This window comes from Amycolatopsis sp. TNS106 (genome assembly GCF_019330265.1).
Lineage (GTDB): Bacteria > Actinomycetota > Actinomycetes > Mycobacteriales > Pseudonocardiaceae > Amycolatopsis > Amycolatopsis lurida.
Map to the genome: position 1 here is coordinate 4327990 of NZ_CP024972.1, position 17467 is coordinate 4345456.

Here is a 17467-nt window from a genome sequence, read left to right on the forward strand (position 1 = left end):
GCCATGACCCTCCTCGCCTCTCGCGACGAAGCCGATCGAACCGCTCCTCCCACCCGGGACAAACCGGCCGATCCGCGCTGGGTCCGGCCGTCCGTGGCCGCGCTTCTGCTCGCGACCGCCGTCCTGTATCTCTGGGGCCTCGGGGAATCCGGCTGGGCCAACGCTTTCTACTCCGCGGCCGCGCAGGCCGGATCGGTGAGCTGGAAGGCGTTGTTCTTCGGTTCCAGCGACGCGGCGAACGCGATCACGGTCGACAAGACACCGGCCGCGTTGTGGGTGATGAGCCTTTCCGCGCGCCTGTTCGGCGTCGGCGCCTGGAGTGTCCTGGTGCCACAGGCGCTGATGGGCGTCGGCTCGGTGGCGTTGCTGTTCGCCGCGGTGCGCCAGACTTCCGGTCCGGCCGCGGGTCTGCTGGCGGGTACGGTCCTCGCGCTCACCCCGGCCGCCGCACTGATGTTCCGGTTCAACAATCCCGACGCGCTGCTCGTCCTGCTCCTGACCGCGGGCGCCTATTGTGTCGTCCGTGCGCTGGAGAAGGCGAGCCCGCGCTGGCTGGCGCTGGCCGGGGTCGCCGTCGGTTTCGGTTTCCTCGCCAAGATGCTGCAGGCGTTCCTGGTGCTGCCCGCGTTCGGGCTCGCCTACCTGATCGCCGCGCCGACGTCGGTGGGCCGCCGGCTTCTGCACCTGCTCGGCGCTTTGCTCTCCACCCTCCTGTCCGCCGGCTGGTATCTCGCCGTCGTCGCGTGGTGGCCCGCCGCCGACCGGCCGTACATCGGCGGCTCGCAGGAGAACAGCCTGTGGGAGCTGGCTTTCGGCTACAACGGGCTCGGCCGCATCACCGGTGACGAGGTCGGCAGTGTCGGCGGCAACCCCAACGGCGGCTGGGGCGGCACGGGCTGGGACCGGTTGTTCGGCAGCGAGATGGCGGGCGGGATCGCGTGGCTGCTCCCGGCCGCCGTCGTCGCGCTGGCCGCCGGGCTGTGGTTCACCCGCCGCGCCCCGCGCACCGATCGCGGGCGGGCGGCGCTGATCGTCTGGGGTGGCTGGTTCCTGGTGACCGCACTGGTGTTCAGCTACATGGGCGGAATCATCCACGCGTACTACACGATCGCGCTCGCCCCGGCGGTCGCCGCACTCGTCGGCATCGCGAGCACGCAGCTGTGGCGCGCACGGGGGAATCCGGCCGCCGCGGGCACCCTGAGTGCCGGAATCGGCTTGACCGCGTTGACGGCGTATCTCTTGCTGTCACGGCAACCCGAATGGCTTCCCGGACTGTCGATCGCGATCCTCGTGGCCGGTCTCCTGTGCGCGTTCCTGGCGTTCTTCGTCTCGCGCTTACCCGACGTGGCAAGACGCCTGGTCGCCGTCGGCGCGCTGGTCACCGTTCTCGCGGGCACCGGCGCGTACACGATCGCGACCGCCGCGACCCCGCATTCGGGCGCACTTCCTTCCGCCGGGCCGGAAGCGGGGCGCGGCGGGCTGCGGATGGGCGGCGGCGGGCTGCTCGGGACGAGCCTGCCCGGTGACGACCTCGCCGCCCTCATCCGCCAGGGCAGTGCGAAGTACACCTGGGCGGCTGCGACCGTGGGCTCCAACAACGCGGCGGGCTATCAGCTCGGCAGCGGCGCCCCGGTGATGGCCGTCGGCGGCTTCAACGGCACGGACCCGGCCCCCACGCTGGAGCAGTTCCAGGACTACGTCCGAAATGGACAGATCCATTACTTCCTCGGCGAAGGCATGATGATGCGCGGCGAGACCGGCAGCGACGCCGCCGAACGGATCGCCGCCTGGGTCGCGGAAACCCATCGTCCGGCCACTGTGGACGGTGTCACCGTTTACGACCTGAGCCGGTGAATCCCGTGACAGGACACAGCGACAGCACAGCTCGGACACAAGGCGACCTCAGCGCGAGGACCGAGAGTGACACCATGACCACCGCGACCCTCCCCGGCGCCGGCAGCGGCCGTCGCCCCGCCATCGCCCCGGACGGCTCCCCCGTGCTTGACGTCGTCATCCCCGTCCACAACGAGGAAACCGACCTCGAACCGTGTGTCCGGCGGCTGCACGCGCACCTCGTGGAGCAGTTCCCGTACCCGTTCCGGATCACCGTCGCGGACAATGCCAGTACCGACGGCACCCTGCCGGTCGCCGAACGGCTGAGCCGCGAATTCGACGACGTCGAAGTCCGCCGCCTCGAAGAGAAAGGCCGCGGGCGCGCCCTGCGCTCGGTCTGGTCCACTTCGGACGCGCCGGTGCTCGCGTACATGGACGTCGACCTCTCGACCGATCTGGCCGCGCTCGGGCCGCTCATCGCGCCGCTGCTGTCCGGTCACTCCGACCTCGCCATCGGCAGCAGGCTCGCCCGCGGCGCACGGGTGGTGCGCGGACCGAAGCGGGAGTTCATTTCCCGCTGTTACAACCTGATCCTGCGCGGCACGCTGGCGGCGAGGTTCAGCGACGCGCAATGCGGCTTCAAGGCGATCCGCGCCGACGTCGCCGAACGGCTGCTCCCCCATATCCAGGACACCGGCTGGTTCTTCGACACCGAACTGCTCGTGCTGGCGCAGAAGACCGGGCTGCGGATCCACGAGGTGCCGGTCGACTGGGTGGACGACCCGGACTCGTCGGTGAACATCATCGCCACCGCGACCGCCGACCTCAAAGGCATCGCCCGGCTGACCAAGGCGACGCTGACCGGGCAGATCCCGATCAGCGGCCTTCGCGAGCAGCTGGGCCGCGCGCCGATCCAGGTGCGGGCGCCGGGCGTGGCACCGAGCCTGGTGCGGCAGCTGGTGCGGTTCGCTGCCGTCGGCGTCGCCAGCACGATCGCCTATCTCGTGCTTTTCCTGCTGCTGCGGACGTTCACCGGCGCGCAGGCGGCGAATCTCGTCGCGCTGCTGGTGACCGCGATCGGCAACACGGCGCTCAACCGGCGCCTCACCTTCGGCATCCGCGGCCGGGCAGGCGCCGGGCTGCACCAGTTCCAGGGTCTCCTCGTGTTCGGCCTCGGGCTCGCGCTCACCAGTGGAGCGCTGGAACTGCTGCACACGATGACCGCCCCCGGCCTGCCGCTGGAGATCACCGCGCTCGTGCTCGCGAACCTCGCGGCCACCGTCCTGCGTTTCCTGCTGCTGCGCGGCTGGGTGTTCCGCCGCCGCACCGCCACCGAGATGGAGAACTGACCCCATGACCACCGCACTCGTTTCCCGCGTGGAACCCGGCCGCGCCGGGGAAAACGCCACGAAACCCACCGGCCGGTGGGTCCGGCCCGCCGTCTTCGGGCTGCTCGCCGCCACCGCGCTGCTGTACTTCTGGAATCTGACCGCCTCCGGCTACGGCAACTCGTTCTACGCCGCAGCGGTACAGTCCGGCACGCAGGACTGGAAGGCGTGGCTGTTCGGGTCGCTCGACGCCGGGAACGTGCTGACCGTCGACAAACCCCCGGCCGCGCTCTGGGTCACGACGGCGTTCGCCCGGCTCTTCGGTTTCTCCAGTTTCACCGTGCTGGCCCCGCAAGCCTTGATGGGAGTCGCCTCGGTCGGCCTCCTCTACCTGACAGTGAAGCGGACCTCCGGCCCCGTCGCCGGTCTGTTCGCCGGGGCGGCGTTCGCCGTCACTCCGGTCGCCGCGCTCATGTTCAAGTTCAACAACCCCGACGCGCTGCTGACGCTGCTGCTGGTCGCCGGCGGGTACTGCACGATCCGCGCGATCGAAAAGGCGAGCCCGCGCTGGCTGGCCTTCGCCGGCGTCGCCGTCGGGTTCGGCTTCCTGACCAAGATGATGCAGGCGTTCCTGGTCCTGCCCGCGTTCGGCCTCGCCTACCTGATCGCGGCGCCGACTTCGCTGGGCAAACGCTTGCTTCACCTGTTCGGGGCCTTGAGCGCGACCGTCCTGTCAGCGGGCTGGTTCATCGCGCTGGTCGATCTGTGGCCCACCGAGTCCCGGCCGTACATCGGAGGTTCGGACGGCGACAGCCTGCTCGAACTGGCGCTGGGCTACAACGGCCTCGGCCGGATCTTCGGCATGGGTGGCGGCGTGATGGTCGGCGGTCCGGGCGGGGTCGTGAGCGGCTCGGCCGGCGGGAACGTCGGCTTCGGCGGTGAGAGCGGCGTGACCCGGATGTTCGGCGCGAGTTTCGGCGGGGAGGTGTCGTGGCTGCTGCCCGCCGCGCTGATCGGGCTGGTCGCGGGACTGTGGTTCACCAGGCGGGCCGCCGGCACCGACCGGACGAGGGCCGCGCTGATCCTGTGGGGCGGCTGGATGCTCGTCACCTCGCTCGTGTTCAGCTTCATGAGCGGCATCGTGCACCCGTACTACGCCGTCGCGCTGGCGCCGTCGATCGCCGCCGTGGTGGCGATCTCCGGGACCTCGCTGTGGCGCGGCCGGGCGCATCTCGCGCCACGCGTGTTCCTGTCGCTGATGATCGCGGCCAGCGCCGTCTGGTCGTACATCCTCCTGGACCGCAACGCCGACTGGCTGCCCGTGCTGCGCTGGATCATCGCCGGGCTCGGCCTGGTGACCGCGACCCTCGTGCTGGTGGGTGTCCCGCCGATGCGGAAACTCGTCGCCGTCGTCGCGACGGCCGCGGTGCTGACCGTCGGCCTCGGCACCACCACGTTCGGCGTCGAAACCGCTTCGCAGGCGCACTCCGGCTCGATCCCGATCTCCGGTCCGGCCGTGAACGACACCCGGGTGATGGCAGAGGTCTCCTCCGCGGAGATCGGGGCCCTGCTCGCCGCGACCACGACGAAATGGGCGGCCGCGACGTCGAGTTCACAAGCGGCGGCGAGCCTGGAGCTCGCGAGCGGCAAGTCGGTGATCGGCATCGGCGGCTGGAGCGGCAGGGACCCCGCGCCGACACTGGCGGAATTCCAGCGGTACGTGGCGAACGGAGAAATCACCTACTACATCGAAGGCGGCCGCGGTGGTGGCCCCGGCGGCGGCTCGAACGAGATCGCCGAATGGGTCGCCGAGAACTTCACCGCCACCACGGTCGGCGAGCAGACGGTGTACCGCCTGCTCTCCTGAAAATACGTCGACAAACGTTGGGGCGCACGGGAATCCTGGACGGTATGCATCGGCCGTACCGCTGGGATCTCGTGCGCCCCGACCAGCTCGGGACGCTACTGGAGCGCGCCGGAAAGCCGTCGCTGTGGTTTTTGGACGAACTGATCGAATGCACCGCGAAGGTGATCGCCCGGGCCGGTGACGCGGAGCTGTACTTCGTCGGGCGCTCCGCGGACAGCGTGCACGACCTCCTGAGCGGAACTCCTTGGCGGGAAAGGATCCACCAGCTGCCGCTGTCGTTCGCGGGCACCTGGGACGGTCTGACCGAGTCCGATGTGGACACTCTTCGCGGGTATCTCGCTTCGGCGGTCCTGAGCCCGCACGACCTGGCGCGTGGAAGGCCGAAGGTGTTCGTCGACCTCGTCTACACAGGACAGACGTTCACCGGCCTCTACGGACTGCTGCGGGCCTGGGTCGACGACGAACGCGAGGCCTGGAGCATCATCCGCGGGCGGCTCCGGTTCCTCGGGATCACCATCCGCGAGGACACGAGCCCGTCGGCGTTCCGCTGGCAGCAGCAGGTCGGCTGGCCCGCCGAACTGCCCGCGAACGGTGTCCGGAACATCTCGCTCGCTTGGCCGGTCTGGCACTACTTCGGCGACGTTCAGGCGAAACTCACCGCTTCCTTCCCGCGGCCACGCTGGTCGGACGAGAACGGCCGCGCGCCGGAGCATTCGGAACAGCGGCTGCGAGGGCTGGCCGAGGCGGTCGCGATCGTGGAGGCGGGGCGCTCGAAGGCGGGCCGGGACCTGCTGGTGCGGCATCTGCGGAAGGAACCGGCGATGGCGGAGAGCTGGCTGCGGACGCTGATCACGCGACTGCGCTGACCGACAGGTGACTGTCACCCGCCCCTCAGCCGCCCCACAGGTTCACGGCGCACCCTGGAAGCAGGGAATCACCCAGGGGTGAGGAGAAGACCATGAGGGAGCTTCCGCACTGGCACACGGCGAGCGCGCAGGGGCCGCGCGAGCACAACGCGGACGCCGTCGCGGCGTACGCGGCCCCGGACGGCCGGGGGATCGTGTTCGCGCTGGCCGATGGAGTCGGAGATCACCCGAACGCGGCACGCGCGGCGCGGACGGCGGCTTCGGCGGCGGTCGGGACACCGGTCGAGCAGGGGGCGGCCGGGGCTGTTCTCGCAGCTCAGCGGGCCGTGCTCGCCCTCGGCGAGGCCGGTGACTGCGTCCTCGTCGTGGCCGTGCGGACCGGCGAGGGGTATGGCATCGCGTGGGTCGGGGACGCACGGGCGTACGCTTGGGACGGTTACACCGTGCGGCAGGTGACGAAGGACCATACGCTCGCGCAGTACTTCCGCGACCACGGGCAACCCGTGACACCGCGGATGGAACACGTCGTCACCACCAGCGTCCGCACGGCCGGTGCGCACGAGATCGGCACGGCCACCGTCACGACCGGCGGGCTTCTGCTCACCAGCGACGGTGTGCACAAGACGCTCAGCGGTCCGACCATGCTCGACATCCTCGGGATGCCGGACAGGGCGGCCACCGAGCTGGTGCGGACGGCGATTTCGCTCGGTGGCTCCGACAACGCCACCGCGCTCGTGGTGGATCCGCCCGGCGCGGAGGTCACCACGGAAAAGTTTCGCGTCGCGGCCTGAACCGGGCGGTCAGGCCGCGACGCGATCCCTCTTCAACTGACGGTATTCACGCAGCACCAGCACGACGATCACCACGTCGAGGGCGGCGAAGAACGGCAGCGCGAGCGAGTGCGTGTGGATCGCACGGAAGATCTCGTAGACCACGAACGCCGAAAGCACCACGGCGGCGACGGGGTACGCCCGCATCACCTTCTTCGCCAGCGCCCAGACCAGGCCGAGTTTGATGATCCCGTGCGCTACGAGGTACACGACGGCGAACGTCCGGCCCTCGGCGAAATGCCCGGCGGCGAGTTCGAGGTGCCGGGCCAGCGTCCCTTCGGGGTCGCCGAGCAGGTCGCGGGTGACGACGGCGTGCGCGAAACCGGAGACGACCGACGACGGCACGATCATCAGGACCAGTCCGCCCACCAGCTGCAAAGCGCCGTCCAGCCCCTTCAGGGTGATGGCGATCCGGAACAGCTTCTCGGTGCTCATGTCACCTCACCCTGCCGCACCCCGCCGCCGCGCGCAGCCGCCGTCACCGGAACAGGCGGTCCCGGCAGGCCGGGCACCGCTCGTGCCGCGCGGTCCGCCCGGAGAGGTCCCTGCCGTAGAAGGGAAAGCACGGCGCACCGCAGACGGCGAGGTAGATCCGCCCGCAGCGCAGCGGCCGTTCGCCGACGTGGTGGGCCACGGCCAGCGCCCGGTGGCGCGGGCCCGCTTCGGGCAGCCAGCCGTTGTCGGGCAGCTTCGCGAGCACGTCGGCGTTGACGTCTTCCGAGCGGCGCAGCAGGGCCGCACCCAGGTCGGTGAGCCGTTGCCCGAGATCACGAAGGACGTCGGCGCGCGGCACGTCCTCTTCCACCATCCGGGTGACGAAGCCGATGTCGGTGCTCAGGGAGCCGTGAAGGTCCCGGAGCCGGTCCAGCAGGCGATGATCCATGCCTTTCCATTAAGGCGTTGCGCCCGGGCAAGGAAAGACTCAAGACGCGTAGGTGACACGGCCGTCCATGATCGTGGCGGTGACGGGGATGTCGCGCAGCCCGGCCGGGGACAGCCGCGCCGGATCCACCGCGGTGACGACCAGATCCGCGACGTCCCCGACGGCCACCCCGGTCCGGCCACCGGACGACGCCGCGAGCGCGGCCTCCAGCGGCATGGCCTGCTCGGGATGCCACGGCGGACGCTCGTCGTCGGTGCGGCTGACCGCCGACGCGATCGCGTCCCACGGGTCCAGCGGCGCGACCGGCGCGTCCGAGCCGAACTCCAGCGTCACCCCGGAGCGGTGCAAAGCGCCGTACGGGAAGGCCCGATCGGTCCAGCCGTGCCAGTGCCGGTCGGCGACGTCGCGGTCGTCCGGCTGATGGGCGGGCTGCACGCTCGCGACGACACCCAGCTCGGCGAAACGCGCGACGTCCTCGGCGCACAGCAGCTGCGCGTGCTCGATACGGCCGGCGCAGCCGACCTTCGCGAAGGCGTCGAGCGCGATCTTGTTGGCGTGGTCGCCGATCGCGTGCACCGCGGGTGACAGGCCATGCTCGGATGCCTTGCGCATCAACGGTTCGAGTTCTTCGGGTGGCAGTTCGAGCAGTCCGTGGGAGTCGGTTCCGGCGTAGTGGCCCACGCAGTAGGCGGTGCGCGTGTTCAGCGAACCGTCGACGAACAGCTTGAACGGGCCGACCGTGAGCAGTCCGCCGCTGTCCGCCAGGACGTCGCCGGACCGGTGGCCGCGTTCGATGGCGGTGTCGAGCAGGTACTTGGCGATCACGCAGGAAACCCGGACCGGCAGGGGTTTCCGCGCCAGCCGTCGCCGCCAGTCGGTGACCGTGTCGGCGTATTCGTAGTCGACGATCCTGGTGACGCCGCGGGCGGCCGCCGCGTCGAGGGCGTCGGCCACCCAGCCGTCGACGACGTCCTCGGGAGCGATCGGGAGTTCGGCCGTCGCGCTCATGCAGTCGTTCTCCAGCAGCACCCCGGTCGGATGCTCGCGGCCGATGAGTTTCAGCGCGGCCGGGCTGAGCCACAACGTGTGGAGGTCGGCGCTGAACAGCGCGACGGGATGCCCTGGCAAAGCCTTCTGCAGCAGATCCTTGTGCGGGGCGTCGGGCCAGAGCCCGTCGCGGAACCCGGCGCCGAGCACGAGTTCACCGGGCGGCGCGGGATGCGCCAGCAGGTGTGCCAGCACCAGCTCGACCGTGTGCGCGGCGGACGTCGCCTCCCCCAACGGGATCCGGCGGCGCGCGGCCGACCACTGGGCGGTGTGCACGTGCGCGTCGACCAGGCCGGGCAGCAGGGTGCCGCCGTGCCCGTCCAGGATCTCCGACGCCTCACCCGCCTGCCCCGGCCCCGCGATGGCCGCGATCCGGCCGCCCTCGATCCGCACGTCCGACAGGGAACCCGCCAAGCCGACCCGGACCCGGCGCAACAGAAGATCGTCCACGCCCTCACCTTGCCAGCCCGCCTCGCAAGTAGTCACCTACTTGCGGGGGTCAGGAGCGGGCGAAGGTGAGCTTTCCGAGCGCGGCGACCAAGGGAGCGAGTTCGGGGAGTTCTTCGGCGGCGGCGAGTGCCTCGGTGAGGACGGTGTCGTGCGTCGGCCGCGCGGCCGCGAGCAGTTCCCGCCCGGCAGGCGTGACCTCCGTGTAGATCCCCCGCCGGTCGTCCGGGCACAGATACCGCTGCAGCAGTCCCCGGTCTTCCAGCCGCGACACCAGCCGGGTCGTCGCCGACTGGCTGAGCACGACGGCGTTCGACAACTGGTTCATCCGCAGGTGGAAACCGTCCTGACGGGCGAGCACGTCCAGCACGGTGTACTCGCTGACGGACAGCGAGTGCTCCTGTGCCAGCGCGCGCTCCAGCGCGTCCTCGATCCGCGCGTGCAGTGCGGCCAGGGTCCGCCAGCCCTGCGCGCGTGCCTCCACGGCGTCGTCGGCCAGTGACACGGTTCACCTCTTCCCCGGTTGCCCGAGCTTCGTTGCGTCATGCATCATCAAGCGTGTGCAATATACGGCGCGTGCAACTATTTCAGGCGCCCGTAGTTGCCAACGCCAGACAACACCACTCTACGGGAAGAAGTGAGCCTCCAATGCCTGCCGCTCTGCTCGCACTGGCGATCAGTGCCTTCGGTATCGGCACCACCGAGTTCGTGATCATGGGCCTGCTGCCCGAGGTCGCGGGCGACTTCGGCGTCTCGATCCCCTCCGCCGGGCTGCTGATCTCCGGATACGCGCTGGGCGTCGTGGTCGGCGCCCCGCTGCTGACCGCGCTCGCGTCGCGGGTGCCGCGCAAGACGGTCCTGGTGGGCCTGATGGTCCTGTTCATCGCCGGCAACGTCGTTTCCGCGCTGGCCCCCACCTACGGCCTGCTGATGACCGGCCGCGTGGTCGCCGCGCTCTCGCACGGCGCGTTCTTCGGTGTCGGCGCGGTCGTCGCCGCTTCGCTGGTCGCGCCGACCAAGCAGGCGGGCGCCATCGCGATGATGTTCACCGGGCTGACCGTCGCCAACGTCCTCGGCGTCCCCGCCGGGACCGCGCTCGGGCAGGCGCTGGGCTGGCGTTCGACGTTCTGGGCGGTCAGCGCGCTCGGCGTGCTCGGCCTGATCGGGATCCTCGCGCTGGTGCCCGCGCAGGCGACGACGAAGAGCGCCGGACTGCGCAGCGAACTCGCCGTGTTCCGGCGTCCCCAGGTGTGGCTCGCGCTGGCGATGACCGCGCTCGGTTTCGCCGGCGTGTTCGCGTCCTTCACCTACATCGCCCCGATGATGACCGAGGTCGCCGGCTTCTCCCCCGGCGCGGTGACCTGGCTGCTGGTGCTGTTCGGCGGCGGTCTGTTCGTCGGCAACCTGCTCGGCGGCAAGGCGGCCGACCGGTCGCTGATGCCCAGCCTGTACGTCATCCTCGCCGTCCTCGCGGCCGTCCTGGTCGTGTTCGTCTTCACCGCGCACGCCCAGCTCCCCGCCGCGATCACCATCGCGGTCTTCGGCGCCGCCGGTTTCGCGACCGTCGCGCCGCTGCAGGCCCGCGTCATGAACAAGGCCGAAGGCGCGCCCGCGCTGGCTTCGGCGGCCAACATCGCCGCGTTCAACCTCGGCAATGCCGGGGGCGCGTGGCTGGGCGGGAAGGCCATCGACGCCGGTCTCGGCTACACCGCGCCCAACTGGATCGGCGCCGCGCTCGCGCTCGCCGGACTGCTGGTCGCGGTCATCTCGGGCATGCTCGACCACGGGCGGCGAAAGGCTCGTCGCGCCGAACTGGCCCCCGCCGCCTGACCCGCAAGTACCCACGAAAGGAACGCAAGTGACCGACATTCCCACCGTCGAGCTCACCAACGGGGTGGAGATGCCGCAGCTCGGGTTCGGCGTCTTCCAGGTGCCGGACGAGGAGACCACCGCCGCGGTCAAGGCCGCGCTGGACGCGGGCTACCGCAGCATCGACACCGCCGCCATCTACGGCAACGAAGCGGGCGTCGGCAAAGCGCTCGCCGAGTCCGGGATCCCCCGTGACGAGCTGTTCATCACCACCAAACTGTGGAACAGCGAACAGGGCTACGACGCCACGCTGAAGGCGTTCGACGCCAGCATGGCCAAGCTGGGTCTCGAGAAGCTGGACCTCTATCTCATCCACTGGCCGACGCCGGAGCGCGATCTCTACCGCGACACGTGGAAGGCGTTCGAAAAGCTCTACGCCGACGGCCGGGTGCGCGCGATCGGCGTGTCCAACTTCCAGCCCGCGCACCTCGAACGGCTTCTCGACGCCGCTTCGGTGCCCCCGGCGGTCAACCAGGTCGAGGTGCACCCGTACCTGCAGCAGGCCGCGGTGCGGGAATTCGACGCGAAGCACGGCATCGCGACCGAGGCGTGGAGCCCGCTGGCCAAGGGCGGCGACCTGCTCAGCGAGGGCGCGATCACCGCCCTGGCCTCGAAGCACGGCCGCACGCCGGCGCAGATCGTCCTGCGGTGGCACCTGCAGCTGGGCAACGTCGTCATCCCGAAGTCCGTGACCCCTTCGCGGATCAAGGAAAATCTCGACGTCTTCGGGTTCACGCTGTCGGAGGAGGACATCGCGTCGCTGTCCGTGCTGGACCGCGGTGAGCGGACCGGACCGGATCCCGACACCTTCAACGTCGCGTAGCCCAAGTCCGTGAAGGACTCCTTGAGGGACCCAGAGTCCCTCAAGGAGTCCTTCACGGACTTTCGCAGGTCGCGGGCGTAGCGCTTTGTTTCGGCACGAGCCCGCTGTGTAGCCGGTTACTATTCGGCCGCACAGACGGCACTTGTGCGAAAAGAGGTAACCGGACGATGCAGGCCCGAGGACGCGCCGTCCTCGCGACACTTCTGCTCGTGGCGTTCCCAGTGGTGGTCGTCGCGGTGGGTGTCGCCAGTGTGCTGGCGGGCCTGCGGATCCAGGGCAAGATCGGCACCTACGTCATGCTCGGCGGGCTCGCGATCATGATCGCGCTCGGCTTCGGGCTGGTGAGCGCGCTGCGAGCGCGGCGTCCCCCGTTCGAGGGGCCGCGGCTGGGCCGCGAAGCGCATCCCGCGCTGTGGGAGATGATCGACGACCTCGCCGCCCAGGTGAAGACGCGGCCGCCGGACGAGATCGTGCTGATCGGCGAGATCAACGCCGCGGTCAGCGAGGACGCCCGGTTCCTCGGTCTGCGGCCGGGCCGCCGCACGATGCTGATCGGGCTGCCGCTGCTGGCCGCGCTGAGCGTGAGCGAGCTGCGCGCGGTGCTCGCGCACGAACTCGGCCACTACAGCGGCGGCCACACCCGCCTGCTCGCGCTGACCTACCGCGGCACCCAGACGCTCGCCTTCACCGTCGACAGGCTGGACGGCGGCCCCGCCAGGGCCCTGCTCTCCGCGTACTCGAAGCTGTACCTCCTGGTCGCGCGGTCGGCGAACCGGCGGCAGGAACTGCAGGCCGACGAGGCGTCCGTGCTCGCGGCGGGCAGCCGGACGGCGGCCGCGGCGCTGCGGAAGGTCGCGACGCTGAGCCCGCTGTGGAAGGACTACTCCGAGCGCTATCTCTCGCTCGGCGCGGCGGCGCGGCGCACTCCCGCCGTCCTGCTGGGATTCCGGTCGTACCTCAACCACCCGGTCCAGCGCGACTGGGTGGCCGAGTACGCCGACGACATCATCGACGGCGAAGAGCTGTCGAAGTACGACAGCCATCCGCCCACGAAGCGGCGGATCGCCGCGCTGACGGGCGTGCCGGACAACCCGGTGAAGCCGGACGCGCGGCCGGGGTGGTCGCTCCTGGGCGCGCCGAAGATCGACGTGCCCGAAGCGGAGCTGGAGGTGCTGGTCCGCGACGTCGGGCCGCGCGCGGACTGGGACGAGGTCGTCAAACGCGCGGGCCGGGCGTCGGTGGCCGAGGGCGCGAAAATGCTGACCGCGGCCGGGATCGAGAGCAGGTTGGCGCCGCGCGGCACGATCGGCGAGGTCGTCCGGGTCCTGCGGGACGGAGACGCCGACGCGCTCGCCAAACCCCTGCGGGCGCCGTCCCGCGAGGAGGGCCTCGCACTGCTCACCGAGCTGTTCGCCGACACCGTCACCGCCGCGATGATCGACAACGGCGTCGCCGCGCACCGGCTGAACTGGGGCGGCGGCTGGGAACTGTGCCTCGGCGACGGCGAGCCGTTCGACGTCGCCGAGCTGGTCGGCCCGGCGGTACGGAGCCCGCGCGCGGTCGACGAACTGGTTCACAACCTGCAACTGCTGAGCGTGCCTGCCGGGTATTTCTGCAAGCAGGAACCCCAGCCCGAACCGGATCCCGCCGAGGCCAGGATGCTCGGGATGTTCACCGCGCTCAAGGCCAAGCGGAAGCTCTACGACCTGATCGTCTGCGACACGGAAGTGGTGCTGCTGCCGATGGCGCGTTCGGTGCTGATCCGCCGCGGCCTCGCCGGCCTGATCGGGGCGCGCGGCGTTTCCGACCGCAAGCGGATCCGGAAGCTGCGCGAGCGCGGCCTCGACGATCTGCGCGCCGAACCCGGCGCCCGGCGGATCCCGTTCGCGGACGTCGTCGCGGGCGGTTTCCCCCGCCGGAAGCTCACCGCGTACCTGATGCTGGAACTGTCCGACGGCGAGACGCTGGAACTGGCCTTCACCGGCAACACCGAGGACTTCGGGACCGCCCACGACGAGCTGAAGGCGTTCTTCGGGTCGCTGAGGGCTTGACGCGCTTTTGTATCGGGCCGCGCTTTCGCGACACGGGTGCCGCCGAGGTCCGCCGACGCCCTAAGGCTTGATCCCCACACCGCCGAGGCTCAGGTGGTTCAGCTCGGTCAACGGGGCGAGGCGCGGCCCTTCCGGCCACCATTCGTGCAGGTGGACGACGCCGGGCTCGAGGATCTCCAGCCCGTCGAACAGAGACTCGATCTCGCCGCGGCCGCGGTGCACGGTGCGGTTCCCGGTACTGGCCATGAGATCGTCGAGTTTCCTGGCGAGCGCGCCGCGTTCGCCCTCGCCCGGCGTGAAGTCGTGGGTGATCAGCACGTAGGAGCCGGGAGCGATCGCGTCGACGTAGCCGCGGACGACGGCCTGCGCCTCGCCGAGGTCTTCGATGTGGTGCAGCACCGAGTTCAGGATCACCGCGACCGGGCGGTCGAACTCGATGTGCTCGGCGACAACCGGATCGGCGAGGGTCTGCTCCGGGTCGGTCAGATCGGCGCCGCTGACGTGGACGAGGAGGTCCTCCAGCAACGCCAGCCCGTGCGCCTGGACGACCGGGTCGTGGTCGACGTACACGACCAGCGCGTCCGGGTTGTACCGCTGCGCCGCCTGATGCGTGTTCTCCGCGGTGGGCAGGCCGGACCCCAGGTCGAGGAACTGGTCGATACCGCGGGCGCCGGCGAGGAACCGGACCACCCGGTTCGCCCAGGAGCGGAATTCCTTGGCGATGGCCGCTGCGTCGGGGGCCACGGCGAGCAGGTCCTCGACCGCCCGCCGGTCGACCTCGTAATGGTCGTGCCCGCCGAGAAGGACGTCCTTCATCCGGGCGAGGTTGGGCTTGCTGTAGTCGAGGGGAAGCGGGCGCCTCGGCACAGACCGGACCTCGTCCGAAGTCATGGACACGTTCCACCCTTCAGCCGCGCACGGGCCGCGCGAACGCGCCCACGGCTCCCTCGACATCGACGGACCGTACACAGATTACGACATGGCGTGCATCCAAGTGAACCTCCCCAAGGGCCTTGGCTACCTGCGACGATCACCCGAAGACGAGCTCGCGCCAGGTGGCTCCGCCATCGGTGGTGCGGTATACGGCCGACCCGCCATCGGCGTCGGGCAGGCCGTCCACGACCACCCCGACTCGCTCGTCCGGGAAGTCCAGGTCGTTGAGGCAGACACCGCGGCCGCTGAGCACGGTCGTCGTCCAGGTCGTTCCGCCGTCGGCCGTGCTGTGCAGGAAGCCGGTGCCGCCGCCTTCCGCCGCGACGGTCGCCGCCGCGGGCGAGGCCGCGCTGAAGCTCTGGTCGATCCCGAGGGTGGGCGCCTGTGCCGACCCGGTGAAATGCCCGCCGAGCTTCGGCGCGCGCCACAGCCGCCGGACGGTCGCCCCCGGTTGCGGCGTCCCCGGCCCTCCGCTGCACAGCGCCAGGACCTGCCCGCGCCGGACTCCGCTCAGCGAAGCCGAACTGTCCGCCGGGCAAGGCGGTGGCGCGGTCGCGAAGGTCAGGCCGTCCGACGACGTCCAGTACTTCTGGACGCGGTGGTCCGCCCCCATCGAGACCTGGATTCCGCCGCTGGTCGCGATGTCGCCGTAGGTCGAGGAGCCGGAGACGGCGAATCCCGGGACCGGCAGGAGGAGCCGTGTGCCGGAGATCCCGGCGTACAGCGTCGTCGTCGACGGGGTGCCGAATCCGGTGACCATCGCGAACACCCGCGGCCCCGATTCGGCGATCTTCGAAATATAGAAGGGTTCCCGCACCCCGGCGAGGCGGACCTCCGACCACTTGGCGCCGCCGTCGTGGCTGGCGAGCAGCCGGGTGCCGTCGGAGAGGAACGCGGCGCGTTCGTCGATCACCGTGAGTTTCACCTGATTGTGGTTGTCCGGCAACGAGATCGGCGGTTCGCCGACGCGGCGCCATCGCTTCCCGCCATCAGTGGTCGAGAGCAGGGACGCGCACCATCCCGGTTTCCCGCACGGGGAAAAGCCGAGGACGAAGCCACGCAACGGCCCGGTCCAGCTCGTCGACGCGGGGGCGAAACCCTGGGGTACCAGCGCATCGGCGGCGGCGGGCGGGGTGAGGACGGCCAGGGCGGTCAGTGCGGTGGCGGCGAGCACGGCCCACCGGTTCGGCTTCATGACCACGAGACGTCCGGCCCCCGGCCGGGTTGCCCGCCGTTCGGGGTGAACCCCCAGATCATCTCCGGTACGCTCGCAAACTTGTTTCGCCCGGGGCCGGACCGGGTATACGGCGTTCGGCCGGTGAGACGGAGGTAGCACCGATGGACGACGCGGGTTCGCGTGCTGGCGGTGATGAGGAGGAAGACCCCGGGACCACGCAGCGCCGGTTCAGCCTGAACGTCCACGACCCGGACCATCTGCCGCGCAGGCTCGCCGGCCGGTACGAGGTCGGGGAGTTGCTCGGCCGCGGCGCGACCGCACGCGTGTTCCGCGCCTGGGACCTGCGAGAAGGACGCGAGGTCGCGCTGAAACTGTTCCACGCGGACACGATGCTCCGGGACGAGCGCCGCCGGGAGCAGGAGATCCAGACCCTCAGCGCGGTCCGCCACCCCGGGCTCGTCCCGCTGTACGACGCGGGCTCCGACGACGGTTACACCTACCTCACGATGCGCTTGGTCGAAGGCCCGAACCTGGCTCAGCGCCTGCGGTCCGGCCCGCTCCGCCAGGAAGAGGTCGTCGAACTGGCCGCCCGGCTGACCGACGCGCTCGCGCATGTCCACGCGCACGGCATCACCCACCGTGACCTGAAACCGGCGAACATCCTGATCGCCGAAGACGGCCCGTTGATCGGGGACTTCGGGGTGGCGCACGCCTTCGACGCGACCAGGGTGACCGAGACCGGCGGTGTCGTCGGCACGGCGGCGTACATGGCGCCCGAACAGGTCCGCGGGGAGAACGTCGGCCCGCCCGCCGACATCTACTCACTCGGCCTCGTCCTGCTCGAATGCCTTTCCGGGGAGCGGGAGTACACCGGGACGCCGGTCGAGGCCGCGGTCGGGCGGCTGCACCGGCCGCCCCGGATCCCCGGCGGGCTGTCGGTGACGATGACGACCTTGTTGCGCGGGATGACCGCGCGCAAGCCGTCGCAGCGCCCGACGGCCGCGGCGATCTCGCGGATCCTGCTGGAGGATTCCACCGGGACGAAGGTCGTCCATTTCGCGCCTGCCACCCGCAAACGGGCGGCCGTGGTCGCCGCCATCAGCGCGCCCGCCGCCGCGATCACCATCGGTGTCCTGCTGGCGGCCAACCAGACGGGGGCGAACCCGGCCACCCGACCGGAGGGAATGTTCCCCCCGGCGGTGAGCGGCTCGTCCGGCCCGGTGGCCGGCCAGGGCGGGCAGACCGTACAGACCGCTCAGGCCGTGCAGACCGCGCAATCCTCGGAGGCCGTCGAAGTGCCCACCGACGCCCCGAAAGCGAGCAACGGGACGGTCGTGGTCACCGAAGCCGTCCCGGGTTCCGCGAACAACCCCGGCGCCACTCGGACGCCGGACGGTACGACCGCTTCGAGCGACCGGCCGACCACCTCGGCGGAGCCGACCAAGACCAAACCCAGGCCCCCGACGAAGAGCAGCAGACCAGGGCCACCCGGCTGAGCGACCGCACAGCAGGG

The 17467-nt window shown here is 70.6% G+C and carries 15 protein-coding genes; 9 read left to right on the forward strand and 6 right to left on the reverse strand.

From position 1 onward, the window contains the following. Window positions 1–3: 3 nt before the first annotated feature. From CVV72_RS19420 to CVV72_RS19440, 5 genes are all read left to right on the forward strand, one after another. Window positions 4–1854, forward strand: coding sequence for a glycosyltransferase family 39 protein (locus tag CVV72_RS19420; RefSeq protein WP_219153678.1), 1851 nt, complete (start codon window positions 4–6; stop codon window positions 1852–1854). 74 nt (window positions 1855–1928) lie between these two features. After that, window positions 1929–3182 (forward strand): bifunctional glycosyltransferase family 2/GtrA family protein, encoded by a 1254-nt coding sequence (locus tag CVV72_RS19425; protein WP_219153679.1) that lies wholly within the window; start codon window positions 1929–1931, stop codon window positions 3180–3182. 4 nt (window positions 3183–3186) lie between these two features. Beyond that, complete coding sequence (locus CVV72_RS19430) at window positions 3187–5028, forward strand: glycosyltransferase family 39 protein (RefSeq protein WP_219153680.1); 1842 nt, start codon at window positions 3187–3189, stop codon at window positions 5026–5028. Between the two features lie 44 nt (window positions 5029–5072). Next, window positions 5073–5894, forward strand: coding sequence for a hypothetical protein (locus CVV72_RS19435; RefSeq protein ID WP_219153681.1), 822 nt, complete (start codon window positions 5073–5075; stop codon window positions 5892–5894). Window positions 5895–5986: 92 nt separating this feature from the next. Continuing rightward, a complete protein-coding gene (locus CVV72_RS19440; protein WP_219153682.1) occupies window positions 5987–6685 on the forward strand; it encodes a PP2C family serine/threonine-protein phosphatase in 699 nt (232 codons plus the stop codon). A 9-nt stretch (window positions 6686–6694) separates the two neighbouring features. Here CVV72_RS19440 and CVV72_RS19445 read toward each other — a convergent pair whose 3' ends face one another. From CVV72_RS19445 to CVV72_RS19460, 4 genes are read right to left on the reverse strand one after another with little or no spacing between them, the layout of a single operon-like run. Beyond that, window positions 6695–7159, reverse strand: a complete 465-nt coding sequence (locus CVV72_RS19445) for a DUF2127 domain-containing protein (protein ID WP_219153683.1) — start codon at window positions 7157–7159, stop codon at window positions 6695–6697. 43 nt (window positions 7160–7202) lie between these two features. Then, window positions 7203–7607 (reverse strand): hypothetical protein, encoded by a 405-nt coding sequence (locus CVV72_RS19450; protein ID WP_219153684.1) that lies wholly within the window; start codon window positions 7605–7607, stop codon window positions 7203–7205. A gap of 39 nt (window positions 7608–7646) precedes the next feature. Then, window positions 7647–9104, reverse strand: coding sequence for an amidohydrolase (locus CVV72_RS19455; RefSeq protein ID WP_219153685.1), 1458 nt, complete (start codon window positions 9102–9104; stop codon window positions 7647–7649). A gap of 49 nt (window positions 9105–9153) precedes the next feature. Beyond that, window positions 9154–9606 (reverse strand): MarR family winged helix-turn-helix transcriptional regulator, encoded by a 453-nt coding sequence (locus tag CVV72_RS19460; protein WP_219153686.1) that lies wholly within the window; start codon window positions 9604–9606, stop codon window positions 9154–9156. 143 nt (window positions 9607–9749) lie between these two features. On the opposite strand from CVV72_RS19460, the gene CVV72_RS19465 reads away from it, so the two are divergent. The 3 genes from CVV72_RS19465 (at window position 9750) to CVV72_RS19475 (ending at window position 13844) form a co-directional block, all read left to right on the forward strand. After that, a complete protein-coding gene (locus CVV72_RS19465) occupies window positions 9750–10931 on the forward strand; it encodes an MFS transporter (RefSeq protein ID WP_034313968.1) in 1182 nt (393 codons plus the stop codon). Between the two features lie 28 nt (window positions 10932–10959). Then, window positions 10960–11793, forward strand: coding sequence for an aldo/keto reductase (locus CVV72_RS19470; RefSeq protein WP_304511466.1), 834 nt, complete (start codon window positions 10960–10962; stop codon window positions 11791–11793). Window positions 11794–12002: 209 nt separating this feature from the next. Continuing rightward, entirely contained in the window at window positions 12003–13844 is a 1842-nt protein-coding gene (locus tag CVV72_RS19475; protein WP_255632740.1) for a M48 family metalloprotease, read from the forward strand. A gap of 60 nt (window positions 13845–13904) precedes the next feature. Here CVV72_RS19475 and CVV72_RS19480 read toward each other — a convergent pair whose 3' ends face one another. Next, the gene (locus tag CVV72_RS19480) at window positions 13905–14735 is read right to left on the reverse strand and encodes an SAM-dependent methyltransferase (protein ID WP_219153688.1); all 831 of its coding nucleotides are present in this window, start codon (window positions 14733–14735) and stop codon (window positions 13905–13907) included. Window positions 14736–14874: 139 nt separating this feature from the next. After that, a complete protein-coding gene (locus CVV72_RS19485) occupies window positions 14875–15972 on the reverse strand; it encodes a hypothetical protein (RefSeq protein ID WP_219153689.1) in 1098 nt (365 codons plus the stop codon). 143 nt (window positions 15973–16115) lie between these two features. On the opposite strand from CVV72_RS19485, the gene CVV72_RS19490 reads away from it, so the two are divergent. Then, window positions 16116–17450 (forward strand): serine/threonine-protein kinase, encoded by a 1335-nt coding sequence (locus CVV72_RS19490; RefSeq protein ID WP_219153690.1) that lies wholly within the window; start codon window positions 16116–16118, stop codon window positions 17448–17450. Window positions 17451–17467 lie beyond the last annotated feature (17 nt).